Raw genomic sequence first — 24186 nt, forward strand, 5'->3', positions numbered from 1 at the left:
TGCCACATTGGGGAGCTTGGGGCGGTCAGTCGCGGCCGGAGCCGGAGGCGGGCTGGCGCACGATGAGCACCACCCGGTCGTCGCTGGACACCGGCTGGCCGCCGTCCTTGTTGACGGTGCCCGCGACGGCGACGTCCGGTGTCACCGGATCGAGGCTGCTGAGCTTGCCGTAGCTGGTTCCGTTGGCGCCGTCCATCGTGACCTGCGGTTTTCCGCCCACCGAGCCCTCCTCGGTGAGCGGCAGATTCTGGATGTTGCCCGCGCCGGACGTGGCGACGGCGACCATGTCGGTCCAGTCGGCGCAACCGGTGACGCCCGGCTTGTCCGGCCACGTCCACGCGGGCACGTCGAGCGTCTTGCCAGGCTCGATCCGGTACAGCGCGTCCTTGGCGCCGCCCCGGTCGGTGACCCACAGCCGCGCGCCGTCGGTGGTCTTGCACAGGCCGCCCGGTGAGTGCAGGCCGCTGGCGATCACGGGCGAGTCCGGCTTCGGGTTGCCCTCGGCCGGCTTGCCCGCCGGTGTGATGCGCAACACCTTTCCGGCCAGCGACTTCGGGTCGGCGGCGGCCGCCGGGTTGCCCGCGTCACCGGTGGCCACGAGCAGCGCGCCCTTGCCGTCGGCGAGGATGGCCCCCCGGTTGCCGGTGGTGCCCTTGGGGATGCCGGTGAGCACCGGCTTGGGTTGCTGGCCCTCCGCGAAGCGCACGACGCGGTTGTCGGTGGGCGTGGTGAGGTAGGCGTAGAGCAGCCGGTCCTCGGTGAAGGTGGGCGAGAGCGCAAGGCCGGTGAGGCCGCCGTCGCCGGCTGCCGTGACCGGCAGTGTCGTGACCTCCGACTTCTTCGTGCCGTTGCCGACAAGGAACACGCGCCCGCTCTTGCGTTCGGCGGCGTAGGCGTTGACGGTCGAGCCGTCGGTGGGCAGCGCCGCCACCGCCGACACCGTGTCCAGGCAGGTCGCGATCACGGCCTTGTCGAAGTCCTTGCAGCCGTCCGGCGGCGGAATCGGCGTCTGCGACGTCGGTGGCTCGCTGGGCAGGCGCCGGGAGTCGGCTTCCGGCAGGTCGGGTTGCGGGCCCACCTCCGGGGTCAGCTCCGGCGCGGGCTCCCACGACTGCCCGCCCGCGCTGTCGTCGAACTGGGCACAGCCGGACAGCAGCAGCGCGCCACTGGCGGCCAGTGCCAGCGGCCACGACCTCCGGGCCCGGATCCCCATGATGATCGAGCCTAGGCGGCGCTGCGTGAACCGAGGGTAAGTGGGTCGCGGGCATGCGCCACGATGGTGATCGTGACTGTGACGGTTCTGGTTCCCGACGACGATGGTGTGGTGGCGCTCTCCGAGGTCGAGGGGGTGCGGCCCGTGCGCTACCGGGTGGGCGAGCCCCTGCCCGAGCAGGCGCGCGACGCCGAGGTGCTGATCCCGGGCGGCGGCGGGGTGCAGGCCCTGCTCGGCGAGCTGCCGAAGCTGCGGCTGATCCAGCTGCTGTCGGCGGGCGCGGAGCAGTGGATCGACGTGCTGCCCGACGGGGTGCTGCTGTCCACGTGCCGCGGCGCGCACGGTGGCGCGACCGCCGAGTGGGTGGTGGCCGTGTTGCTGTCGCTCTACCGCGACCTGGGCGCCTTCGCGGACGGCCAGCGGGCGCGGGAGTGGGCGCCGCACGTCACCGACGGCCTGCAGGGCAAGCGGGTGCTCATCGTGGGTGCGGGAGACGTGGGCAGGCAGGCGCGGCGCAAGCTGGAGCCGTTCGACGCCAGGGTGACGATGGTGGGCCTTTCCGCGCGTCCCGGCGTCCACGGCGTGGGGGAGTTGCCGGAGCTGCTCGGCGACTGCGACGTCGTGGTGCTGCTGGTGCCCCTGACCTCCCGGACGCGGGGCATGGTCGACGCCACGTTCCTCGCCGCGATGCCCGACGGCGCGGTGCTGGTCAACGCCGCGCGGGGCGCGGTGGTGGACACGGACGCGCTGCTGGCGGAGCTGTCCTCGGGGCGGCTGCGCGCGGCGCTCGACGTGACGGAGCCGGAGCCGCTGCCCGCCGGACACCCGTTGTGGTCGGCGCCCGGTGTGCTCATCACCCCGCACGTGGCGGGTTCCGTGCAGGGCTCGCGCCGCCGGTCGTACGCGGTGGCCGTCGCGGAGATCGAGCGCTACGTCAAGGGCGAGCTGCCCGACAACCTCGTGCACGGCGAGTACTGACCGCCGTGCGGGGTGTCCCCGTTGCCGCGAAATTCGGACACGGTTCACGCGATCTGGTGGAAAATGCTCTACTCTGCCCGCGCATGAGCAGTCACGACGATGGGTTCGACGCGCCGACGACGAAGATCCGTGGCGCAGAGTTCGACGGCAGCGGGTTCTCGCCGGGCGGCGGGTTCGACCAGCAGACGAGCGTGGTGAGCCGACCCGACGACGTCGACGACGTCAGGGACGAGCAGAACCGCTGGCACGGCGGGCTCGACTTCGGCCTGCTGGTACTGCGCGTGCTCGTCGGCGGCACGATGGGCGCGCACGGCCTGCAGAAGCTGTTCGGCCTGTTCGACGGTCCCGGCATCGGTGGCTTCGCCCAGGCGCTCGACGGGTTCGGCTACACCAGCCAGACCACGCTCCTGGCGTGGATCACCGCGCTGGCCGAGGTCGGCGGCGGGGCGCTGCTGGTGCTGGGCCTGTTCACGCCGCTGGGCGCCGCCGCGATCCTCGGGGTCGCGGCGAACATCGTCTACGCGAAGTACACGCTGGGCGGCCGGTTCTTCACCGGCGAGAACGGCCTGGGCTTCGAGTACGAGCTGCTGCTGGGCGGTGCGGCGTTCGCCCTGCTGTTCACCGGCGCCGGGCGGGTCTCGATCGACAAGAACACCCCGTGGCGGCGCAAGCCGCTGCCCTACGCGATCCTCGGTCTCCTGCTGGCAGGCGCCGCCTCCGCCGTCGTCATCCTTCTCTTCCGCTGAGCGGGAGCAAGGGACCTTTACTCCCGGAAAACGAGAGTAAAGGTCCCTTGCTCCCACCTTGGATGGTCACTTCGGGGTTACTTGCCGGGGTCGCGAACGGCTCCCGTGTCGGCCGAGGTGGCCATCCGGGCGTAGGCGCGCAGCGCGCCGGTCACCGGGCGCTGGCGGTCCACGGGCTGCCACGGCCGCTCGCTGGCCTCCATCTTCGCCCGCCGTTCGGCGAGCACCTCGGCGTCGACGAGCAGCTCCAGTTTGCGCTCCCGCACGTCGATGAGGATCTGGTCGCCGTCCTGCACCAGGCCGATCGTGCCGCCCGCCGCGGCTTCCGGCGAGATGTGGCCGACCGAGATGCCGGACGAGCCACCGGAGAACCGGCCGTCGGTGATCAGGGCGCACACCCTGCCCAGCCCGGCGCCCTTCAGAAACGCCGTCGGGTGCAGCATCTCCTGCATGCCGGGGCCGCCCGCGGGGCCCTCGTAGCGGACCACGATGACGTCGCCGGGCTTGATCTGCTTGCCGAGGATCGCCGAGACGGCCTCCTCCTGGCTCTCCACGACGCGAGCCGGGCCCTGGAAGTGCCACAGCTCCTCGTCGATGCCCGCCGCCTTGATCACGGCGCCGTTCTCGGCGAGGTTGCCGCGCAGCACCGCCAGCCCCCCGTCGGCGGTGTAGGCGTGCGCGACGTCGCGGATGCACCCGTTCTCCGCGTCGGTGTCCAAACTGGACCAGCGGTTGCCGGTGGAGAACGCCTCGGTGGTGCGCACCCCGCCCGGTGCGGCGTGGAACAGCTCGACGGCCTCCTTCGAAGGAGACTCCGCACGGATGTCCCACGTGGACAGCCACTGCTCCAGCGACGGCGAGTGCACGGCGTGCACGCCGGTGTTGAGCAGGCCCGCGCGGTGCAGCTCACCGAGGATCGCCGGGATGCCACCGGCCCGGTGCACGTCCTCCATGTGGTAGTCGGAGTTCGGCGCCACTTTGGACAGGCACGGCACCCGGCGGCCGATCGCGTCGATGTCGGCGATCGTGAAGTCCACCTCGCCCTCCTGCGCGGCGGCGAGGATGTGCAGCACGGTGTTGGTCGAGCCGCCCATCGCCATGTCCAGCGCCATGGCGTTCTCGAACGCCTCGCGGCTCGCGATCGAGCGCGGCAGGGCGCTCTCGTCGTCCCCGAAGTACCAGCGCTTGGCCAGCTCCACCACCGTGCGCCCGGCCTCGCTGAACAGCGCGCGCCGCGCGGCGTGCGTGGCGAGCGTGGACCCGTTGCCGGGCAGCGAGAGGCCCAGCGCCTCGGTGAGGCAGTTCATCGAGTTGGCGGTGAACATGCCCGAGCACGAGCCGCACGTCGGGCAGGCGGAGCGCTCCACGATGGACAGCCCCTCGTCGTCGACGGCCTGGTTGGCCGACGCCGAGATGGCCGTGATGAGGTCGGTCGGCGCCTGCGCGACACCGTCCACGACGACGGCCTTGCCCGCCTCCATCGGCCCGCCCGAGACGAACACCGTCGGGATGTTCAGCCGCATCGCGGCGTTGAGCATGCCCGGGGTGATCTTGTCGCAGTTGGAGATGCACACCAGCGCGTCGGCCTGGTGGGCGTTGACCATGTACTCCACCGAGTCCGCGATGATCTCGCGCGAGGGCAGCGAGTAGAGCATGCCGCTGTGTCCCATGGCGATGCCGTCGTCCACCGCGATGGTGTGGAACTCCCTGGCGACGCCACCGGCCTCGGCCACCGCGTCCGCCACGATGTCGCCGAGGTCCTTGAGGTGTACGTGGCCGGGCACGAACTGGGTGTAGGAGTTGGCGATCGCCACGATCGGCTTGCCGAAGTCGCTGTCGGTCATGCCGGTCGCGCGCCAGAGGGAGCGGGCTCCCGCGGCGTTGCGGCCGTGGGTCGTGGTACGGGAACGCAGTGCTGGCATGAGGTCAGGTTACGCCCGGGTGTGCGGGCGTATGCTGCTCGGGATGGCTTCACGGCCGCCGGCCGCACACGAAGGGCCTGCCATGCGCGCCACCACGCTCGTGCCCGTCGGGGAGACCGAACTGGAGGTCGCCGAGTGGGGCCGGGGCGAGCCGGTGGTGTTCGTCCAGACCGCGCTGACGGCCGACGAGTGCGAACCGCTCGCCGAGCAGCCCGCGCTGGCGCCCTACCGCAGGATCCTGTACCGCAGGCGGGGCTACGGCCGCAGCGGCCCGGCCACCGGGGCGGGCTCGATCGTGCGCGACGCCGCCGACTGCCGCGCGCTGCTGGCGGCGCTGCGCGTCGGCAGGGCCCACCTCGTGGGCCTGTCCTACAGCGGCGCGGTGGTCCTGCAACTGGCGGCCGACGCGCCCGGCCTCGTGCAGACGCTGACCCTGCTGGAACCGCCGCCGGTCCGGACGCCGAGCGCGCCCGACTTCCGCGCCGTCTGCGAGCGCCTGATCGGCATCCGGCGGGAGCGCGGAGCCCCGGCCGCCCTCCAGGAGTTCCTGCGCGTGGTCCCCGGCGCCGCGTTCCACGGGGCGAGCCCCGCCGAGCGGGACGTGCTCACCTTCTTCGACGCCGACCTGCCCGCGCTGCTGGGCTGGCGGTTCGGCGCCGAGGACGCCCGGCGCGTCGGGTGCCCGGTCCTGCACGTCGGCGGCAGCGACAGCGGGCGGTTCTTCGCCGAGATGCGCGAACTCGTGCGCGCGTGGCTGCCGCACGCCGAGGACGTGGTGATCCAGGGCGCCGACCACGCGCTCGCGCTCACGCATGCCGGTGAAATCGGCGAGGTCTTGGCAGCGTTCCTGCGGCGGCACCCCAGCGGGACCCAGCCGCGCTGAGCGTCAGGACTCCTCGGCGAGCACTCCTGACGGGTCGGGCACGCGGCCCTCGCTGACCAGGGACAGCACCGGCAGGTGCCGGGTGCGCACGGTCGGCAGCGTGACCTTGCCGCCGTCGGCCAGCACCGCCTGCACCTTCGACTTCGGCGTGATGGCGAGCCCGGACAGCGCCTCCCAGGGCAGCTCCCTGGTTCCGAACATCGTGCGGACGGTCAGTCCCTCGCGGGTGGCCGTGGTGCGCGTCCGGATGATCCAGACGGTGAGCCCGATCGGGATCAGGTACAGCGCCTGCAGCCCGGGCAGCGCGAAGGCCGCCGGGGTGATGCAGAACAGCAGGATGATGATCGTCAGCAGCGCGGTGCCCGGCACGCGGAACACCGCGCGCCTGCCCTCGGCCGGCACCGGCGGCCCGCTCGGCGAGGGCGGCTCGGTGCCGGTCTGCTGGGTGTCCGCCTGCTGGGAAGTCTCGGCCACGCTTCGATGGTGCACCTGTTCGGGAGCGGCCGCCAAATCCGGGGGGCTTCCGACTGTAGGAGTGTCCAGTATCCGGAATCACCATCCCGCAGAGTTGACACTCTTGTCACGGACCGATTAACGTCGCAGACGTGACACCGCAGATCATTCTCGTACTTCCCCAGCGCGTCGACGCGTAGGGAAGCGTCTCTGCGTCGACGCGCGACCCTCGTGCGGCCACCTGGCCGGCGAGGGTTTTTTGATGCCTGGAACAGCCCGGACAACGACATAGAGCCCATCAGCACTCCACACCCACGAGGCAGAAACCGATGACAAGCGCCACCTCGCGATCGGAATCGAACGCCGGGCCGACACCGCACCCGGCGTCGCCCAGCCAACCAGGAGCGCGGCCGAAGCCGGCGCCGCCCGCAGGCACCCCCGTCCGGGTGACCGGCGCGCAGTCGCTGGTGCGTTCGCTCGAGGCGGTCGGCGCCGAAGTGGTATTCGGCATTCCGGGCGGCACGATCCTGCCGGCGTACGACCCTCTCCTCGACTCCACCAAGGTGCGTCACGTCCTCGTGCGGCACGAGCAGGGTGCGGGCCACGCGGCCACCGGGTACGCGCAGGCGACGGGCAAGGTCGGTGTCTGCATGGCGACCTCGGGCCCCGGCGCCACCAACCTGGTGACGCCGCTGGCCGACGCGAACATGGACTCGGTTCCGCTCGTGGCCATCACCGGTCAGCAGACGCGCGCGCTCATCGGCACCGACGCGTTCCAGGAAGCCGACATCTGCGGCATCACGATGCCGATCACCAAGCACAACTTCCTCGTGACCGACCCCGCCGACATCCCGCGCGTCATCGCCGAGGCGTTCCACCTGGCGAGCTCCGGGCGGCCGGGGCCCGTGCTGGTGGACATCCCGAAGGACGTGCTGCAGGAGGCCACCTCGTTCGCCTGGCCGCCGGAGATGCACCTGCCGGGCTACCGGCCGACGCTGCGGCCGCACGGCAAGCAGGTGCGCGAGGCGGCACGGCTCATCGCGAACTCGCGCAGGCCCGTGCTCTACGTCGGTGGCGGCGTGCTCAAGGCCCAGGCGTCGGAGCAGCTGCGGGAGCTGGCCGAGCTCACCGGCATCCCGGTGGTCACCACGCTGATGGCGCGCGGGGCCTTCCCCGACTCGCACTCCCAGCACCTCGGCATGCCGGGCATGCACGGCTCGGTGGCGGCGGTGGCGGCGATGCAGCGCGCCGACCTGCTCGTGGCGCTGGGCGCGCGGTTCGACGACCGGGTGACCGGGCGGCTCGACTCGTTCGCGCCGGACGCCACGGTGGTGCACGCCGACATCGATCCCGCGGAGATCTCGAAGAACCGCAAGGCGGACGTGCCGATCGTCGGCGACTGCGCCGAGATCATCGGCGAGCTGATCGCCGCGGTGAAGGCGGAGACCGACGGCACCGCCAAGCCCGACCTGGCCGCGTGGTGGACCCAGATCGACTCGTGGCGCCGGACGTTTCCCGCGGGCTACGAGTGGCCCGCCGACGGCGCGCTCTCGCCGCAGTACGTCATCGAGCGCATCGGGGCGCTGGCGGGGCCGGACGCCATCTACACCGCGGGCGTCGGCCAGCACCAGATGTGGGCGGCGCAGTTCATCGGCTACGAGAAGCCGCGCACGTGGATCAACTCGGGCGGGCTCGGCACGATGGGCTTCGCCGTGCCCGCGGCCATGGGGGCGCAGTTCGCCTGCCCCGACAAGCAGGTGTGGGCCATCGACGGCGACGGCTGCTTCCAGATGACCAACCAGGAGCTGGCCACCTGCGCCATCGAGGGCGCGCCGATCAAGGTCGCCGTCATCAACAACGGCAACCTCGGCATGGTGCGCCAGTGGCAGAACCTGTTCTATGCCGAGCGGTACTCCAACACCGACCTGGGCACCCACAAGCACCGCATCCCCGACTTCACCCTCCTGGCCGAGTCCCTCGGCTGTGCGGGCCTGCGCTGCGAGACCAAGGAGGAGGTCGACGACGTCATCCGCAGGGCGATGGACATCAACGACCGCCCCGTCGTGATCGACTTCGTCGTCGGCAAGGATGCTCAGGTGTGGCCGATGGTGGCCGCAGGCACGAGCAACGACGAGATCATGGCCGCGCGCGGCATCCGGCCCCTGTTCGACGATGACGAGGTGGCACCGTGAGCAACCACACCCTGAGCGTTCTGGTCGAGAACGTCCCCGGCGTGCTCGCCCGCGTTTCCGGCCTGTTCTCCCGCAGGGGCTTCAACATCGAGTCCCTCGCCGTGGGACCCACGGAGAACCCCGAGGTGTCCCGGATGACGATCGTGGTCGCCGTTGAGGAGCTACCGCTCGAACAGGTGACCAAGCAGCTCAACAAGCTCGTCAACGTCATCAAGATCGTGGAGCTCGACCCGGCCAGCTCGGTGCAGCGGGAACTGCTGCTCGTCAAGGTCAGGGCCGACGCCACGGTGCGCAGCCAGGTCCTGGAGACCGTGCAGCTGTTCCGCGCCAAGGTCGTCGACGTCTCGCCCGAGGCGCTCACCATCGAGGCGACCGGCACCAGCGACAAGATCGGTGCGCTGCTGCGCATGCTGGAGCCCTACGGTGTGCGTGAGCTCGTGCAGTCGGGCATGGTCGCGGTCGGCCGGGGCGCCCGGTCGATCACGGCGACGTCGACCCGCTGACCCGCTCACCAGCGCCTTCACTCACGTTCGAACATCGCGAAAGGAAGTACCACCCCTCATGTCAGTCGAAATCTTCTACGACGACGACGCCGATCTGAGCATCATCCAGGGTCGCAAGGTCGCCGTGATCGGCTACGGCAGCCAGGGCCACGCGCACGCCCTGAGCCTGCGCGACTCCGGGGTCGACGTCCGCATCGGTCTGCCCGAGGGGTCGAAGTCGCGGTCGAAGGCCGAGGACGAGGGCCTGCGGGTGCTCACGCCCGCCGAGGCGGCCAAGGAGTCCGACGTGATCATGATCCTCGCGCCGGACACCAAGCAGCGGTTCATCTACGCCGAGGAGATCGAGCCGAACCTCTCCGACGGCGACGCGCTGTTCTTCGGCCACGGCTTCAACATCCGCTACGAGCTCATCAAGCCCCCGGCCAATGTGGACGTGGCGATGGTCGCCCCCAAGGGCCCCGGCCACCTCGTGCGCAGGCAGTTCGTGGATGGCAAGGGCGTGCCCTGCCTGATCGCGGTGGAGCAGGACCCCAGCGGCAACGCCCAGGCGCTGGCGCTGTCCTACGCGGCCGCCATCGGTGGCGCGCGGGCGGGCGTCATCAAGACGACGTTCAAGGAGGAGACGGAGACCGACCTGTTCGGTGAGCAGTCGGTGCTCTGCGGTGGCGCGTCGGCGCTCGTGCAGACGGGCTTCGAGGTGCTCACCGAGGCCGGCTACGCCCCGGAGATCGCCTACTTCGAGGTGCTGCACGAGCTGAAGCTGATCGTCGACCTCATGTACGAGGGCGGCATCGCGCGCATGCGGTACTCCATCTCCGACACCGCCGAGTACGGCGACCTCACGCGTGGCCCCCGGGTCATCACGCCCGAGGTGAAGGAGAACATGAAGGCCATCCTGCGCGAGATCCAGGACGGCACCTTCGCGCGCGAGTGGGTGGCCGAGGACGAGGCCGGCCGCCCGAACTTCCGCAAGCTGCAGCAGGCGGGCGAGCAGCACCCCATCGAGGAGACCGGCGGCAAGCTGCGCGGCCTCATGTCGTGGGTGGACCGCCCGATCACCGAGACCGCGTGATGCGAGCCTGATTCACGATTTCCGTTTCCTCCCAAGGGGACCTCGGCCGGATGAACCCGGGTGAGGTCCCCTTGGGGTCTTCGGGGCCGTGGCTTACGGTGGCGGCCTATGAGTGAGTCTTCTCCGGCCGCCCTCGACGACAAGGTCGCCGTCCGGGACGGGCTGGACCTGGACAGCGCCGTGTGGCGGCGGCTGGAGCAGGGACCCGACACCGTCGAGTTCTCCTTCGTGCCGCACACGGACGGTGTCACCTACGTCGCGATGCGTCAGGCGTCCGATCCGGACGGCCTCGTTCTCGTGTTCACACCGTCCGAATGGGACGCCTTTCTCGCCGGCATCCGCGACGGCGAGTTCGACCGGCCGCGCTGAGTGGTCACTTCGCCACGCTCCGCGAGACCGCGGACGGTGGGCGACGTGAGCGGAGTCACCGTGCCCACGCGCAGGCGGGCCGTCTCTCCCTGTGGACGGAATTGCGTTCGCGTTAAATCCTGGGACTAGACTGCGGCTGTCCGGGGCACAGCGTCGTGAACCCCGTGCCGAGCGCGTCTGCGAACCGAACCCGAGCTTACGAAAGGCGCACCGTGACCAATGCCAGCCAGCCCGTCGTTCTCCTCGCCGAGAAGCTCGCTCCCTCCGCGGTCAGCGTGTTCGGAGACGAGGTCGAGGTCCGGCACGTGGACGGCACCGACCGTCCGGCGCTGCTGGAGGCCGTGAAACACGCCGACGCGCTCCTCGTCCGGTCCGCCACCAAGGTCGACGCGGAGGTGCTGTCGGCGGGCAACCGGCTGAAGGTCGTCGCGCGCGCCGGCGTCGGGCTCGACAACGTCGAGGTGCCCGCCGCCACCGAGCGGGGCGTGCTCGTGGTCAACGCGCCGACGTCGAACATCGTCTCCGCCGCCGAGCACGCCGTGGCGCTGCTGCTCGCGGTGGCCCGCCGGGTGCCCGCGGCCGACCAGAGCCTGCGCGGGGGCGAGTGGAAGCGCAGCGCCTACACCGGCGTGGAGCTCAACGGCAAGACCGTCGGCGTGGTGGGCTTCGGCAAGATCGGTCAGCTCGTCGCGCAGCGGCTCGCCGCGTTCGGCACCGAGATCGTCGCCTACGACCCCTACACCTCGCCCGCACGGGCGGCCCAGCTCGGCGTCGAGCTCGTGTCGCTCGACGAGCTGCTGCAGCGTGCCGACATCATCACCGTCCACCTGCCCAAGACCCCGGAGACCAAGGGGCTCATCGACGCGAGCGCGCTGGCCAAGGTCAAGCAGGGCGTCATCATCGTCAACGCCGCCCGCGGCGGGCTGATCGACGAGCAGGCGCTCGCCGACGCCGTGCGCGAGGGCCGCGTCGGCGGTGCCGGTGTCGACGTGTTCGCCACCGAGCCCACCACCGAGAGCCCGCTGTTCGGTCTGCCGAACGTGGTGGTCACGCCGCACCTGGGCGCCTCGACCGCCGAGGCGCAGGACCGTGCGGGCACCGACGTCGCGCGCTCGGTGCTGCTGGCGCTGCGCGGCGACTTCGTGCCGGATGCCGTCAACGTCGGCGGCGGGTCCGTCAGCGACGAGGTGCGGCCGTACCTGCCGCTGGCGCAGAAGCTGGGCACCGTGCTGTCGGCGTTCAGCACCAAGGCGCCGTCGTCGGTGGCCGTCGTGGCCAGCGGTGAGCTCTCGGGCGAGGACGTGAGCGTGCTGGAGCTGGCGGCGCTGCGGGGCGTGTTCTCCGGCGTCGTCGAGGACCAGGTCACCTTCGTCAACGCGCCGCGGCTGGCCGAGGAGCTGGGCGTGCAGGTGAGCGTCAGCACGGAGCCGGAGAGCCCCAACTACCGCAGCCAGCTCACCGTGCGCGCCGTGCAGGCCGACGGCACCGTGCACACCGTCTCCGGCGCCGTCACCGGCAAGGAGGAAGTGGCCAAGCTGATCGAGGTCGACGGCAGGCACTTCGACATCCGCGCCGAGGGCAACATGCTGCTGCTGGAGTACCCGGACCGGCCGGGCATCATGGGCCGGGTCGGCACCCTGCTCGGCGAGGCCGGCATCAACATCGAGGCCGCGCAGATCAGCCAGACCACCGACCGCTCCGACGCGGTGATGCTGCTGCGCGTGGACCGGGCCGTCGACGACCACCTGCTGGAGCCGATCGGCGCCACGGTCGACGCCCGGATGATCCGCGCGATCACCTTCGCGTAACCGAGGTGTCACTGTGCGTGCCCGCCGCGGGTCCGCTCGCGGCGGGCACGGACGGTCGCGTGCCGGCGGCGTGGTCCTTTGTGGACGTGCCGGCGCGCGCCCGGTGGTGTGCCGGTGCGGCCGGGCCCAGCTCCGACCCCATGATGATCATTTCGGTAGCGGGGTGACACCATCGGGTGGCTCGGCGTGGCCCTCGCTGCGGCGTAAGGGTGGTAGTCCTTCGATCGATTGTCGACTGCCGGTAACCTGCCGACGCTGGAGTTCGATCGCTGATGGGGCATCCGGGGCACCGGTGGCCCGACTGACGGAGGTGTGTGGATGCGGCTCGCTGTGATCCCCGGTGACGGGATCGGGCCCGAGGTGGTCACCGAGGCACTGAAGGTACTGGCCGAGGTCGTACCGAACGCGGAGACCACCAGCTACGACCTCGGTGCGAGCCGGTGGCACTCGACCGGTGAACTCCTTCCCGAGTCGGTGCTGGGGGAGCTTCGGCAGCACGACGCGATCCTGCTCGGCGCGGTCGGCGACCCGACCGTGCCCAGTGGCATCCTGGAGCGCGGCCTGCTGCTGCGCCTGCGGTTCGAGCTCGACCACCACGTCAACCTCCGTCCCGCGCGGCTCTACCCGGGCGTACGCGGCCCGCTGGCCGACCCCGGCGAGATCGACATGATCGTGGTGCGCGAGGGCACCGAGGGCCCGTACGCGGGCAACGGCGGCCTGCTGCGCAAGGACACCGAGCACGAGATCGCCACCGAGGTCAGCGTCAACACCGCCTTCGGCATCCGCAGGGTCGTCGCCGACGCGTTCGCGCGCGCGGAGGAGCGCCCGCGCAAGCACCTCACCCTCGTGCACAAGACCAACGTGCTCGAGCACGCGGGATCGCTGTGGTCGCGCATCGTCGAGGAGGTGTCGCTGGAGCACCCCGACGTGACCGTGGCGTACTCCCACGTCGACGCGGCCACCATCCACCTCGTGACCGACCCGAGCCGGTTCGACGTCATCGTCACCGACAACCTGTTCGGCGACATCATCACCGACCTCGCCGCCGCCGTCACCGGGGGCATCGGCCTCGCGGCGAGCGGCAACCTCGACATCTCCCGGCGCAACCCGAGCATGTTCGAGCCCGTGCACGGCAGCGCGCCCGACATCGCCGGGCAGAACCTGGCCGACCCGACCGCGGCGGTGCTGTCGGTGTCGCTGCTGCTCGACCACCTCGGCGAGAAGGAGGCGGCGCGGCGGATCGAGGCGTCCGTGGCCTTCGACCTGGCCACACGGGACCAGTCGTCGCCGGGCTCCACGCAGGCCATCGGCGACCGGCTGGCCGCACTCGTGTCCTCCAACACCCGGCAGGCCAGCTGAGGGGTGTAGAGACCACCTGCGCCGGGAATCCTCGCGGCATGTGGAAGTGGCTACGGGAACTGCTGGAGCGCAGGGAGCCCGCCGAGTCGACGGCACCGGAGGCCGACGCGGCCACCGACCCGGCGGTCGCCAAGGCCCGGCCGGTGCGTCCAACCGGGACCTTCGTGGGCCGGACCCAGGGCGAGGACAGCGGCTACGACGAGGAGACCGGCGCCGAGCGCAGGCAACGCGGTTCGTGAGCGCCCGCGGCGGGTGCTCACGAACCGGGTCACGGGCGCACGCGCGGCGCCGGCCGCGCCGGGCCGTGTTGGGCTGTGTTGGGTCCTGGCCCGGGAGTGTGGCATGATGCGGGGCATGAACACGTCTCGCGTGATCATTATCGGCAGGCGCGCCGGGTAGTGCTTCCCCAAGCACCCGGCGCGCAGACCTCTCGCATCCGCGGGGGGTCTTTTTGTTTGCCCGAACAGTCCCCAAGGAGAACCCGTGAGCCGCACGGAACCCGCAGGCACCCCGCTCGGTGACCGATTCCACCTCTATGACACGACCCTGCGCGACGGGGCACAGCGGGAGGGCATCTCCTACTCGGTCGCCGACAAGATGGCCGTCGCCAGGCTGCTCGACGAGCTGGGTGTCGGGTTCATCGAGGGCGGCTGGCCCGGCGCGATGCCCAAGGACACCGAGTTCTTCGCCAAGGCGGCCGCGGGGGACCTGGTGCTCAAGCACTCCGTGCTCGTCGCGTTCGGGTCGACGCGCAAGGCCGGCGTCGCCGCTGCCGACGACGCGCAGGTGCGGGCGCTGCTCGACTCGCAGGCGCCGGTGGTGACACTCGTCGCGAAGGCCGACGTGCGCCACATCGAGCGGGCGCTGCGGGTGGACGTCGCCGAGGCCTGCGCGATGGTGCGCGACACCGTCTCGTTCCTCGTCGGACAGGGACGGCGGGTGTTTCTCGACGCGGAGCACTTCTTCGACGGCTACGCCCACGACCCCGACACGGCGCTGCGCGTGCTCGACGCGGCCGGGCAGGGCGGCGCCGACGTGGTGGTGCTCTGCGACACCAACGGCGGACAGTTGCCCCTGGGCATCGCCGAGACCGTGCGTGAGGTGGCCGAACGCACCGGGCTGCGGCTGGGCATCCACTGCCAGGACGACACGTCCTGCGCCGTCGCCAACACCATCGCCGCGGTGCAGGCCGGGGCCACCCACGCGCAGTGCACCGCCAACGGCTACGGCGAGCGGGCAGGCAACGCCGACCTGTTCGCCGTCACCGGGAACCTCGTGGCCAAACTCGGCATGGACGTGCTCCCCACCGGGGGCGCCGCCGAGCTCACCCGCGTCTCCCATGCCCTTGCCGAGATCGCCAACATCGCCCCCGACACCCACCAGGCCTACGTCGGGGCGTCGGCCTTCGCCCACAAGGCGGGGCTGCACGCGAGCGCGATCAAAGTGGACCCGCTGCTGTACAACCACATCGATCCGGGTCTCGTCGGCAACGACATGCGGGTGCTGGTCACCGAGATGGCCGGCAAGGCGAGCCTGGAGCTCAAGGGACGTGAGCTCGGGGTGGACCTTGCCGGCCGGCCCGAGGCGGTCTCCAGTGCCGTGCGCAAGGTCAAGGCGCTGGAGGCGCAGGGCTGGTCGTTCGAGGCCGCCGACGCGTCGCTGGAGCTGCTGCTGCGCCGCGAGATCGCCGGTGCCGACGGTCCGGCGCTGGCCGAACCGCCGTTCACGCTCGAGTCCTACCGGGTGGTGCTCGACCACCGCTCCGACGGCGAGGTGATCGCCGAGGCGACGGTGAAGGTGCACGTGGCGGGCGAGCGGGTCATCGCCACCGCCGAGGGCAACGGGCCGGTCAACGCGCTGGACGCCGCGCTGCGCAAGGCGCTGCTGCCGCACCTGTCCTGGTTGGACAGCGTCGAGCTGGCCGACTACAAGGTGCGCATCCTCGCCGGGCATCCCGGCACGGACGCGGTCACCCGCGTGCTCATCGAGTCCTCCGACGGCGAGCGGGAGTGGACCACCGTCGGCGTGCACGAGAACATCGTCGAGGCCAGCTGGCTGGCACTGTGTGACGCGCTGGTGCACAAGAGCCTGCGCGTGGGCACGGACGTCCCGGTTAGGATCTGAGACGTGCGTCTGGCTCGAATTGCTCACCCCGACGGCGTCGCGTTCGTCTCGATCGACGGCGACGGTGACGACGCCCAGGTCCTGGAGATCGCCGACCATCCGTTCGGGCAGCCGACCTATACCGGGCGGCGCTGGCCGCTCGCCGACGTCCGGCTGCTCGCGCCGATCCTGCCGTCGAAGGTCATCGCCGTCGGCCGCAACTACGCGGCGCACGCGCAGGAGTTCGGCAACGAGGTCCCTGGCGAGCCGATGATCTTCCTCAAGCCCTCCACCAGCGTGATCGGCCCCAACGCGGCGATCAAGCTGCCGCCCGCGTCGGCGCGGGTCGACTTCGAGGGCGAGCTGGCCGTCGTCATCGGGCAGCCGGTGAAGAACGTGCCCGCAGCCCGCGCGGGGCAGGCGATCCTCGGCTACACCGTCGCCAACGACGTCAGCGCGCGTGACCTGCAGAAGTCCGACGGCCAGTGGGGCAGGGCGAAGGGCTTCGACACGTTCTGCCCGCTCGGCCCGTGGATCGAGACCGCGCTCGACCCCTCCGACCTGGCCATCCGGTCCGAGGTGGACGGCGAGGTCAGGCAGGACGCGCGCACCTCGGCGCTGGTGCACAAGGTCCCCGCGCTGGTGGAGTTCGTCTCGGCGGTGATGACCCTGCTGCCCGGCGACGTCATCCTCACCGGCACCCCGGAGGGCGTCGGCCCGATCACCGAGGGGCAGCAGGTGTCCATCACGGTGGAGGGCATCGGCACCCTGACCAACCCGGTGCAGTCCGCCTAGCGCCAAAGCTCCCCAATGCGGCATTCGCTCCACTGGACGGAGCGAATGCCGCATTGGGGAAGTTGAACGTGACGAATGTGGCATTGGGGAGCCGCTCGGACGCAGAACTCGCGGGTCTGGACGCAGGACTCGCGGGTCTGGACGCAGGACTCGCGGGTGGTCAGCGGGACTGGGGGCGGCGGGCGAAGTCCGGGGCGTGTTCCGGGCGGACCCCCACGCCGACCAGGTACCCGGGGATCAGCGACAGCTGGGGAACCCGGCTCATGAGCGTGACCATCGGCTTGGGCGGGCCCGCGCGCCTGCCGTCCACGACGGGCGCGGCGACCGTGGCGTGCAGGATCCGCTGCAGCAGCTGCGCCAGCACCGTCGGCAGCAGCCTGCGCCTGCGCACCGCCGCCAGCACGCGCGGCCCCGCGGCTCCGCGCCGCAGCGGGCCGGCGAGCAACGTCGCCGCGGCCACGGCGTCCTGCACGGCGAGGTTCACGCCGACCCCGCCGATCGGCGACATCGCGTGGGCGGCGTCGCCGATGCACAGGAGCCCGTCGACGTGCCAGCGGCGGAGCCGGTTCAGCCGCACGTCGAGATGCTTGACGTCGTCCAGCGACTCCACGGCGGCGGTCCGGTCGGCGAGCGCGGGCAGCACCTCGGCGACGTCGTGCCGGAACTCATCGAGGCCCCGGGCCCGCAACTGCCGGTCCGTGCCCTTCCTGCCGACGTAGGCGATCTGGAAGTAGCCCTTGCGCGGGATGACGATGGCGAAGCGGCCGCGCCGCATGCGTGGCGTCAGGGTGCCGGAGTTCTCGCCGTCGGCGCGCGGCAGCCGGAACCACCAGACGTCGATCGGCACCGGGAACTCCTTCGGTCGCAGCCCGGCCTCCCGCCTGGCCAGGGACCATCGCCCGTCGCAGGCCACGGTCACATCCGCCTCGAGCGAGCCGGTCTCGCCGTCGGCGGTGCGGTACCGCACTCCGCGTACCCGGCCACCGTCCTGGATGAGGCTGGTGACCTCGGTGTTCATCCGCAGCGTGAACGCGGGCTCGTCCTTGCCCGCCTCGGCCAGCAGGTTGAGGAAATCCCACTGCGGCGCGATCGCGATGTAGGGGTGGCGCACCCCGAGCCTGCGCAGCCTGCGCAGGTCGCCGATCACCACGTCGCGCTCGTCGTCGACGGGAAAGGCGATCCGCTCCATGCGGCTCTGCGGCAGGGCGGCGAACCGCTCGCCGAGGCCCAGCTCGTCGAGTAGCTGCAACGTCGACGGGTGGACGGTGTCGCCGCGGAAGTCGCGCAGGAAGTCGCCGTGCTTCTCCAGCACCGTGACCTCGACGCCCGCCCTGGCGAGCAGCAGGCCGAGCACCATGCCGGCGGGTCCGCCGCCGATGACGGCGCAGGTCGTGCGCTCGGTCATCTCCATCACCCCTATTTCATCGGTTGTTGAATAAACTCACCATGCACGGGAATACCCGTGCCGTCAAGGGCGATACGCTGGACGGGCTATGACTGAGACCAAGGCTGTCCGCGCTCGCTTCTGCCCCTCGCCGACCGGGACCCCGCACGTGGGGCTCATCCGCACGGCGCTGTTCAACTGGGCGTTCGCCCGCCACCACGGCGGCACGCTGGTGTTCCGCATCGAGGACACGGACGCGGCCAGGGACAGCCAGGAGTCCTACGACGCGCTGCTCGAGGCGCTGCGCTGGCTCGGGCTCGACTGGGACGAGGGCCCCGAGGTGGGCGGTCCCTACGGGCCGTACCGGCAGAGCGAGCGGCACGACGTCTACAGCGACGTGGCCCGGCGGTTGTTGGAGGCCGGTGAGCTGTACGAGGCGTTCTCGACCAACGAGGAGGTCGAGCAGCGCCGCAGGGACGCGGGTCAGGACCCGAAGCTCGGTTACGACAACGCCGACCGCGACCTCACCGAGGAGCAGAAGGCGGCCTTTCGCGCCGAGGGGCGCACCCCCGTGCTGCGGCTGCGCATGCCCGACGAGGACCTTGCCTGGGACGACCTGGTCCGCGGTGAGATCACCTTCAAGGCGGGCACGATCCCGGACCCGGTGCTCGTGCGGGCCAACGGCCAGCCGCTCTACACGCTGACCAACCCTGTCGACGACGCGCTGATGCGTATCACGCACGTCCTGCGCGGCGAGGACCTGCTGCCGTCGACGCCCCGCCAGATCGCCCTGTACCGCGCGCTGCGCCGGATCGGCGTCGCCGAGTTCGTCCCGGAGTTCGGCCACCTGCCCTACGTCATGGGCGAGGGCAACAAGAAGCTGTCCAAACGCGACCCCCAGTCCAACCTGTTCAACTACCGCGACCGTGGCTTCATCCGCGAGGGCCTGCTCAACTACCTGGCCCTGCTGGGGTGGTCGATCGCCGACGACAGGGACGTGTTCAGCGTCGAGGAGCTGGTGGAGGCCTTCGAGATCACGAAGGTGAGCGCCAACCCGGCGCGGTTCGACCCGAAGAAGGCCGAGGCCATCAACGGCACTCACGTGCGCGCGCTGGCGGTCGACGACTTCACGCGCAGGCTCGTGCCGTACCTCACCGCCGCGGGTGTGCTGCCCGAGCCGCCCGCGGAGGACCAGCTCGCCAGGCTGTCGGCCATCGCGCCACTGGTGCAGGAACGGGTGACCGTGCTCGGCGACGCGGTGGAGCTGGTGCGGTTCCTGTTCGTCGACGAGGAAACGTTCGCGCCCGAGGAGGCCGCCGCCACCAAGGTGCTCGGACCTGAGGCGGAGCCGGTGCTGCGGGCCTCCATCGAGGCGCTGGAGGCGCTGCCGTCGTGGGAGACCGCCGCCATCGAGCAGGCGCTCAAGGACGCGCTCGTCGACGGCCTCGGGCTCAAGCCACGCAAGGCTTTCGCGCCCGTTCGCGTGGCGGTGACCGGACGTACGGTTTCTCCGCCGCTGTACGAATCCATGGAGTTGCTGGGCCGCGAGACATCACTCGGGCGGCTGCGTCGCGCCGTGCCGCGCAACTGAGCGTAGACGCGCTGGACCGAAACAGACGAGCTTTTATCACCTCGTCAGCCGAGTCGGTGAAGCGGAAAGTGCCCTAGCCTCGCGTGGTGGCTTTTGCGTTCGGCTCCCCGACAGCATCGCAAACCGTCTCCGGTCGTGACGACGCACCGCCGTGGGCGCCCCCGGAACTGCGGCTGGTCTGCCTCGACATCGACGATACGCTCATCGACTTCTCCGCTGCCGGGCGAAGATCGCTGGCGGCTCTGATCGGCCGCACGGACATGTGGCCACTGTGGGAGCGCATCACCGACGAGCACGTGGCCAGGGTCGTCGCGGGGGATCTCTGCTACGGGGACATGCATGCGCGGCGCACGCAGGCCTTCCTCGCCGAGCTGGGGGTGGTGGCCGACCACGCGCACGCGCTGGAGTTCGAGGCGCGGCGCAAGGAGCGGCTGAGGCGCGGCCTGCGCCTGTTCGACGACGTGCTGCCGTGCCTGGACTGGCTCACCGCGGCGGGCGTGCGGCTGGCGGCTGTGACGAACGCCTCGGGCGCGCACCAGCGGGAGAAGCTGGCCAACCTGGGGCTCGCCCGGTTCTTCGACTACGTCGCCATCGCGGGCGAGGTCGGCGTCGCCAAGCCCGATCCGGTGATGTTCCATTCGGTGTGCTTCAAGCTGGGCTGTGACCCGTCCGAGGCCGTTCATGTGGGGGACAAGCTGGGGACCGACGCGGTCGGCGCTCGCGACGCCGGCCTCGGGGGAGTGTGGCTGAACCGGACGGGCCACGCTGTCGAGGTGCCGTCCGACGTGCACGTCCTCACCAGCCTCGGCGATCTGCCCGAGCTGCTGGTGTCCGAATTCGTTCGCGTCGGGGTGCCCGCTCAGCGTTGAGCGCGAACCCCGGTTACCGGCCCGATCCGGGCGTGGTCTAGTATTTCTGTCCAGCGGTGCTGAGCCGGAGCGTGCTCGGGTGAGGCATCGATGGGGTATGGTGTAATCGGCAGCACGACTGATTCTGGTTCAGTTAGTCTAGGTTCGAGTCCTGGTACCCCAGCTGCGGAGCGGAAAAGCCGATCTGGTAAGTTCTTCTCCAGCAACACAGAGCAAGCCCCCGTCGTCTAGCGGCCTAGGACGCCGGCCTCTCACGCCGGTAGCGTGGGTTCGAATCCCATCGGGGGTACTCGCACCAGAAGGGGCGCACTGAGTCGGTGCGCCCCTTCTGCTGTGTCCGGCCTTTCTGGTCAGAGTGCTTCCCGGAGCAGGGTCAGGCCCTCACCGATGCGTTCGACCGGAACGGCGCCATAGCCGAGCGCCAGCCCGTCCGGCGCCGGATGCCCGGCCGCGAACTCCGCGATGGTGTTCACCGCCACACCCCGCGCACGCGCGCGGCGCACCACCGAGGGCACGTCGATGGCCGGATCGCTCACCGTCGCGCACAGGTGCAGCCCCGCCGCCGACGGCACCACCCGCAGCCCGGTGGCGAAATCCCGTTCCAGCGTCGCGACGACGAGTGCGTGCCGGGCGGCGTAGACGCCGACGGCCCTGCGGACATGCCGGGCGAGATGGCCCTCGTCGAGAAACGCCGCCAGTGCCGACTGGGTCACCACGTCGCCATGCCAGTCGGACAGCTGTCGCGCGCCGCGCAGCGCGGGCACCAGCGACGGTGGCGCCACGACGAATCCGACCCGCAGCGACGGCACGAGCGTCTTGGAGAACGTCCCGACGTAGCACACGCGCCCGTGTGGATCGAGGCTCTGCAACGGGTCCAGTGGGCGCGCGGAGAACCGGAACTCGCAGTCGTAGTCGTCCTCGATCACCACGGCCCCGGCGCGCTCGGCCCAGTCGAGCAGGGCCAGCCTCCTGGCGAGCGACATCGGCATCCCGAGCGGAAACTGGTGGGACGGGGTGACGTACACCAGCCGTGCACCGTCCGGGATCGCGGACACGTCGAGCCCCTCGCCGTCCACCGGCACACCGGTCACGCGCGCGCCGAGCGAGTGGAACAGGCGCCGTGCGGGCGGGTAGCCCGGCTCCTCGACGGCCACCAGATCTCCCGGCTCGATGAGCACTCTGCCCAGTAGGTCCAAGGCCTGCTGCGCGCCCTGGGTGACCACCACGTCGCCGGCGTCCGCACGCACGGACCGGGACAGCGCCAGGTGCCGCGTCAGCGCGTCGCGCAGCGACAGCGGACCCGCGGGGTCGGCGTAGCCGGAGGTGGCCGCGATGGAGGGCCGCAGAGCCTGGCTGACGACTCGGCGCCAGGCGGGAAGGGGGAACAGTGTGCCGTCGGGGTGGCCCACCCGGAAGTCGAAGACCGGCGGCGGTGCGGTGTCCGCGACGGGCGGCGGCGAGCGCCACAGTGCGCGGGGCCGCACGCCCGCCGGCCGCGCGGACCGTGCAGGGCGGGGAAGGTCCAGGCCCTCGGTGACGAACGTGCCCGAACCGACTCGCGCTTCGAGGAACCCGTCGGCGGTGAGGCGTTCGTAGGCGGTGGCGACGGTGTTGCGGGACACGCCGAGCGTGCGCGCGAGTTCGCGGGTGGGCGGCAGCCGCTCGCCGGGTCGCAACGTGCCCTCCAGCACGGCGTCGCGCAGCCTGCGATAGATCCGCGCGCTCTTGTCCCCAGGCCCTTCGATGCTCACGTGCACGTCCACGCCCGCCTCCCGATTGGCCCGAACAACCGGTGCCGCATTGGCACTTCGACAGGGCCGGTGCCGAGATTAGCGTGCGGGACGAAGGAAGGAGCCGGACATGGCGGGCGGGAGTGAGGCGCCGGCGCCGTCACGGACGCTGGCGCTGACGCAGTTCGCCGACTCGGTGGGTCTCGGCGGCTATCTCGTGTGCGTGGTCGTGTACTTCACGACGATCGTCGGGCTGTCCCCGGCCGGACTCGGTGCGGGGCTCGCGCTCGGCTGGGGCGCGGGGATGCTCGCGGGGACACCGCTGGGCAGGCTCGCGGACCGCTGGGGAGCCCGCCGGGTCGCGATCGTCTGCGCGGCCGTCGCCGGTGTCGCCGTCGCCGCGTTCGGGCTCGCGCGCTCGATGCTCGGCTTCCTGCTGGTGGCGGCTCTGTTCGCGACTGCCCACAGTGGCCTGGCCGCGGCCAGGCAGGCGCTGCTGGCCGGGCTGGCGGCGCCCGCCGAGCGCACCGCGATCCGGGCTCGCCTGCAGTCGGCGGGAAACGCCGGGCTGGCACTGGGTTCCGCACTCGGCGGCCTCGCGCTGTACGCGGGCGAGCGCGCCGCGTACGTGGCCGCCTTCGGACTGGCGGCGGTGAGTTTCGGTGTGGCGGCGGTGTTGCTGCGCCGGGTGCCTGCCGTGGCGCCGGTCCGCGGTGGCCGGGCGCCCGCGGCGGCGGTGCTGCGCGACCGGCCGTATGCGGTACTGGCGGTGCTCAACCTGATCCTGCTGCTGCATCTGCCGATGCTCAGCATCGGCGTTCCGCTGTGGATCGTGCTGCGCACCCAGGCGCCGGACTGGATGGTGTCGGTGCTGCTGGTGGTGAACATGCTGGCCGTGTCGCTGTTCCAGGTGCGGGTGGCGAGGCGCGTGCGGGATCTGCCTGCCGCCGCGCGCTCGGTGCGGCTGGCGGGTGTGCTGCTGCTGGCGGCCTGTGTGGTCTACGCGGTGTCCGGTGCGGGCACGGCGGGATGGGTGGCGGCGTGCGTGCTCGTCGCGGCGGCCGTGCTGCAGGTGGTGGGGGAGATGCTGCATTCGTCCGGGTCCTGGGAGATTGGGTTCGGGCTCGCGCCGGACGATGCGATGGGGCAGTACCAGGGCTTCTTCGGCTCCGGGATGGCGGCCGCGCGGATGCTGGGCCCGGTCGTGGTGACGACGGCGCTCGCCGCGTGGGGCGTGTTCGGCTGGCTGGCGCTGGGATCGCTGTTCCTCGGCGCCGCACTGGCGACGGGACCCGCGCTGCGCTGGGCCGTGGCGAGGCGGCGCGCACGCACGTGTGGCGGCTGTGCCGACGCGCCGGCCGCGAACCGTGCGACCTGCTTCTGATACTGAGCGTTCGCGAGGGTGCCGGAAGGGGCCGCCTCGTGGCGGAAGGTCCGCTAGAGACGTTCCTGGAGCGCGTCGGCGGCGGCGAGCAGGTCGGCGGCCCAGCGGGCTCCGGGCTTGCGGCCGATGCGTTCCACTGGTCCGGACACCGACACGGCGGCGATCACGGTGCCCGTGGAGTCCCGCACCGGGGCCGAGACGCTGGCCACTCCCGGCTCCCGCTCGGCCACGCTCTGGGCCCAGCCGCGCCTGCGGACCTCCAGCAGTGTGCGTTCCCCGTAGACGGCGTCGGCGAGCACGGCGCGCTGCGTGTGCGAATCCGCCCACGCCGCGAGCACCTTGGCCCCGGAGCCCGCCGTCATCGGCAGGCGCGAGCCCACGGGAACGGTGTCGCGCAGCCCGCTCGGTGGCTCGGCGGTGGACACGCAGATGCGCTGCACGCCGTCCCTGCGGTACAGCTGCACGCTCTCGCCGGTGATGTCGCGGAGCTTGGGCAGGATCACGCTGGCCGCGTCGAGCAACGGGTCGGTGGTGCCGCCCGCCAGCTCGGTCAGCGCGGCACCGGGACGCCAGCGCCCGTCGGCGCCCCTGCGCAGGAGCCGGTGCACCTCCAGGCCCACCGCGAGGCGGTGGGCGGTGGCCCTCGGAAGGCCCGTGCGCGAGCACAGTTCGGCGAGGCCGCACGGTTGCTCCGCCACGGCGTGCAGTACCGCGACGGCTTTGTCCAAGACACCGATACCGCTCTGCTGGCTCTCAGGGTTAGGCTGTCCCACGAAGCGATACTATAATCCCGTACTTTGGGAAGTCCAGGATCTGGGAACCGTTCCCGCAG

21 protein-coding genes and 2 tRNA genes are annotated in these 24186 nt (G+C 71.4%); 17 read left to right on the forward strand and 6 right to left on the reverse strand.

Annotated features, from left to right (window positions below):
• Positions 1-25 precede the first annotated feature (25 nt).
• The gene (locus BAY60_RS11975; RefSeq protein ID WP_112281032.1) at positions 26-1213 is read right to left on the reverse strand and encodes a PQQ-dependent sugar dehydrogenase; all 1188 of its coding nucleotides are present in this window, start codon (positions 1211-1213) and stop codon (positions 26-28) included.
• A gap of 72 nt (positions 1214-1285) precedes the next feature.
• Between BAY60_RS11975 and BAY60_RS11980 the strand changes: the two genes are divergently transcribed.
• Together BAY60_RS11980 and BAY60_RS11985 are read left to right on the forward strand one after the other, a co-directional pair.
• Positions 1286-2191, forward strand: a complete 906-nt coding sequence (locus tag BAY60_RS11980; RefSeq protein ID WP_112282324.1) for a 2-hydroxyacid dehydrogenase — start codon at positions 1286-1288, stop codon at positions 2189-2191.
• 83 nt (positions 2192-2274) lie between these two features.
• Positions 2275-2937 (forward strand): DoxX family protein, encoded by a 663-nt coding sequence (locus tag BAY60_RS11985; protein WP_112281033.1) that lies wholly within the window; start codon positions 2275-2277, stop codon positions 2935-2937.
• Positions 2938-3014: 77 nt separating this feature from the next.
• On the opposite strand, the gene ilvD is transcribed toward BAY60_RS11985, so the two are convergent.
• Positions 3015-4859 (reverse strand): dihydroxy-acid dehydratase, encoded by a 1845-nt coding sequence (gene ilvD / locus BAY60_RS11990; RefSeq protein WP_112281034.1) that lies wholly within the window; start codon positions 4857-4859, stop codon positions 3015-3017.
• A 43-nt stretch (positions 4860-4902) separates the two neighbouring features.
• Here ilvD and BAY60_RS11995 point away from each other — a divergent pair, with 43 nt between their 5' ends.
• Complete coding sequence (locus BAY60_RS11995) at positions 4903-5742, forward strand: alpha/beta fold hydrolase (protein ID WP_170160388.1); 840 nt, start codon at positions 4903-4905, stop codon at positions 5740-5742.
• Positions 5743-5745: 3 nt separating this feature from the next.
• On the opposite strand, the gene BAY60_RS12000 is transcribed toward BAY60_RS11995, so the two are convergent.
• Entirely contained in the window at positions 5746-6216 is a 471-nt protein-coding gene (locus BAY60_RS12000; protein WP_170160389.1) for a PH domain-containing protein, read from the reverse strand.
• A gap of 308 nt (positions 6217-6524) precedes the next feature.
• Here BAY60_RS12000 and BAY60_RS12005 point away from each other — a divergent pair, with 308 nt between their 5' ends.
• The 9 genes from BAY60_RS12005 (at position 6525) to BAY60_RS12045 (ending at position 16396) form a co-directional block, all read left to right on the forward strand.
• Positions 6525-8387 (forward strand): acetolactate synthase large subunit, encoded by a 1863-nt coding sequence (locus BAY60_RS12005; RefSeq protein ID WP_112281036.1) that lies wholly within the window; start codon positions 6525-6527, stop codon positions 8385-8387.
• On the forward strand, positions 8384-8890 hold the full coding sequence (ilvN, locus tag BAY60_RS12010; RefSeq protein ID WP_110342136.1) for an acetolactate synthase small subunit: 507 nt from the start codon (positions 8384-8386) through the stop codon (positions 8888-8890). The genes BAY60_RS12005 and ilvN overlap by 4 nt, the downstream gene beginning before the upstream one ends.
• 58 nt (positions 8891-8948) lie before the next feature.
• A complete protein-coding gene (gene ilvC, locus BAY60_RS12015; protein WP_112281037.1) occupies positions 8949-9962 on the forward strand; it encodes a ketol-acid reductoisomerase in 1014 nt (337 codons plus the stop codon).
• 108 nt (positions 9963-10070) lie between these two features.
• Complete coding sequence (locus tag BAY60_RS12020; RefSeq protein ID WP_112281038.1) at positions 10071-10331, forward strand: DUF397 domain-containing protein; 261 nt, start codon at positions 10071-10073, stop codon at positions 10329-10331.
• 212 nt (positions 10332-10543) lie between these two features.
• Positions 10544-12139, forward strand: coding sequence for a phosphoglycerate dehydrogenase (gene serA / locus BAY60_RS12025; RefSeq protein ID WP_112281039.1), 1596 nt, complete (start codon positions 10544-10546; stop codon positions 12137-12139).
• Between the two features lie 318 nt (positions 12140-12457).
• Positions 12458-13498 carry a 3-isopropylmalate dehydrogenase gene (locus BAY60_RS12030; RefSeq protein WP_112281040.1) on the forward strand — a complete coding sequence of 347 codons (1041 nt, stop codon included), beginning with the start codon at positions 12458-12460 and terminating at the stop codon, positions 13496-13498.
• Positions 13499-13536: 38 nt separating this feature from the next.
• Positions 13537-13737 carry a hypothetical protein gene (locus BAY60_RS12035; RefSeq protein ID WP_112281041.1) on the forward strand — a complete coding sequence of 67 codons (201 nt, stop codon included), beginning with the start codon at positions 13537-13539 and terminating at the stop codon, positions 13735-13737.
• A gap of 244 nt (positions 13738-13981) precedes the next feature.
• Positions 13982-15622 (forward strand): citramalate synthase, encoded by a 1641-nt coding sequence (gene cimA / locus BAY60_RS12040; RefSeq protein WP_112281042.1) that lies wholly within the window; start codon positions 13982-13984, stop codon positions 15620-15622.
• A gap of 3 nt (positions 15623-15625) precedes the next feature.
• Complete coding sequence (locus tag BAY60_RS12045; protein ID WP_112281043.1) at positions 15626-16396, forward strand: fumarylacetoacetate hydrolase family protein; 771 nt, start codon at positions 15626-15628, stop codon at positions 16394-16396.
• 160 nt (positions 16397-16556) lie between these two features.
• Here BAY60_RS12045 and BAY60_RS12050 read toward each other — a convergent pair whose 3' ends face one another.
• Positions 16557-17801 carry an FAD-dependent oxidoreductase gene (locus BAY60_RS12050; protein WP_112282326.1) on the reverse strand — a complete coding sequence of 415 codons (1245 nt, stop codon included), beginning with the start codon at positions 17799-17801 and terminating at the stop codon, positions 16557-16559.
• Positions 17802-17889: 88 nt separating this feature from the next.
• Between BAY60_RS12050 and gltX the strand changes: the two genes are divergently transcribed.
• From gltX to BAY60_RS12070, 4 genes are all read left to right on the forward strand, one after another.
• Positions 17890-19371 carry a glutamate--tRNA ligase gene (gltX, locus tag BAY60_RS12055; RefSeq protein ID WP_112281044.1) on the forward strand — a complete coding sequence of 494 codons (1482 nt, stop codon included), beginning with the start codon at positions 17890-17892 and terminating at the stop codon, positions 19369-19371.
• An 86-nt stretch (positions 19372-19457) separates the two neighbouring features.
• A complete protein-coding gene (locus tag BAY60_RS12060) occupies positions 19458-20240 on the forward strand; it encodes an HAD family hydrolase (protein ID WP_211330308.1) in 783 nt (260 codons plus the stop codon).
• A 91-nt stretch (positions 20241-20331) separates the two neighbouring features.
• Positions 20332-20403, forward strand: a tRNA-Gln gene (locus BAY60_RS12065).
• Between the two features lie 53 nt (positions 20404-20456).
• A tRNA-Glu gene (locus tag BAY60_RS12070) sits at positions 20457-20529 on the forward strand.
• 61 nt (positions 20530-20590) lie between these two features.
• On the opposite strand, the gene pdxR is transcribed toward BAY60_RS12070, so the two are convergent.
• A complete protein-coding gene (pdxR, locus tag BAY60_RS12075) occupies positions 20591-22003 on the reverse strand; it encodes a MocR-like pyridoxine biosynthesis transcription factor PdxR (RefSeq protein ID WP_112281045.1) in 1413 nt (470 codons plus the stop codon).
• A 97-nt stretch (positions 22004-22100) separates the two neighbouring features.
• On the opposite strand from pdxR, the gene BAY60_RS12080 reads away from it, so the two are divergent.
• Complete coding sequence (locus BAY60_RS12080) at positions 22101-23354, forward strand: MFS transporter (RefSeq protein ID WP_112281046.1); 1254 nt, start codon at positions 22101-22103, stop codon at positions 23352-23354.
• Positions 23355-23407: 53 nt separating this feature from the next.
• Here BAY60_RS12080 and BAY60_RS12085 read toward each other — a convergent pair whose 3' ends face one another.
• On the reverse strand, positions 23408-24127 hold the full coding sequence (locus tag BAY60_RS12085) for an IclR family transcriptional regulator (RefSeq protein WP_112281047.1): 720 nt from the start codon (positions 24125-24127) through the stop codon (positions 23408-23410).
• Between the last annotated feature and the right edge of the window lie 59 nt (positions 24128-24186).

The sequence above is a fragment of the Prauserella muralis genome (assembly GCF_003202285.1).
GTDB lineage: Bacteria > Actinomycetota > Actinomycetes > Mycobacteriales > Pseudonocardiaceae > Prauserella_B > Prauserella_B muralis.

Excerpts from the sequence above, each read along its gene's own strand:
- BAY60_RS11975 (WP_112281032.1), bottom strand. The coding sequence starts at position 1,213 with ATGGGGATCCGGGCCCGGAGGTCGTGGCCGCTGGCACTGGCCGCCAGT.
- BAY60_RS11985 (WP_112281033.1), top strand. The coding sequence starts at position 2,275 with ATGAGCAGTCACGACGATGGGTTCGACGCGCCGACGACGAAGATCCGT.
- ilvD (WP_112281034.1), bottom strand. The coding sequence starts at position 4,859 with ATGCCAGCACTGCGTTCCCGTACCACGACCCACGGCCGCAACGCCGCG.
- BAY60_RS11995 (WP_170160388.1), top strand. The coding sequence starts at position 4,903 with ATGGCTTCACGGCCGCCGGCCGCACACGAAGGGCCTGCCATGCGCGCC.
- BAY60_RS12005 (WP_112281036.1), top strand. The coding sequence starts at position 6,525 with ATGACAAGCGCCACCTCGCGATCGGAATCGAACGCCGGGCCGACACCG.
- ilvC (WP_112281037.1), top strand. The coding sequence starts at position 8,949 with ATGTCAGTCGAAATCTTCTACGACGACGACGCCGATCTGAGCATCATC.
- BAY60_RS12020 (WP_112281038.1), top strand. The coding sequence starts at position 10,071 with ATGAGTGAGTCTTCTCCGGCCGCCCTCGACGACAAGGTCGCCGTCCGG.
- BAY60_RS12030 (WP_112281040.1), top strand. The coding sequence starts at position 12,458 with ATGCGGCTCGCTGTGATCCCCGGTGACGGGATCGGGCCCGAGGTGGTC.
- BAY60_RS12035 (WP_112281041.1), top strand. The coding sequence starts at position 13,537 with ATGTGGAAGTGGCTACGGGAACTGCTGGAGCGCAGGGAGCCCGCCGAG.
- BAY60_RS12050 (WP_112282326.1), bottom strand. The coding sequence starts at position 17,801 with ATGACCGAGCGCACGACCTGCGCCGTCATCGGCGGCGGACCCGCCGGC.
- gltX (WP_112281044.1), top strand. The coding sequence starts at position 17,890 with ATGACTGAGACCAAGGCTGTCCGCGCTCGCTTCTGCCCCTCGCCGACC.
- BAY60_RS12080 (WP_112281046.1), top strand. The coding sequence starts at position 22,101 with ATGGCGGGCGGGAGTGAGGCGCCGGCGCCGTCACGGACGCTGGCGCTG.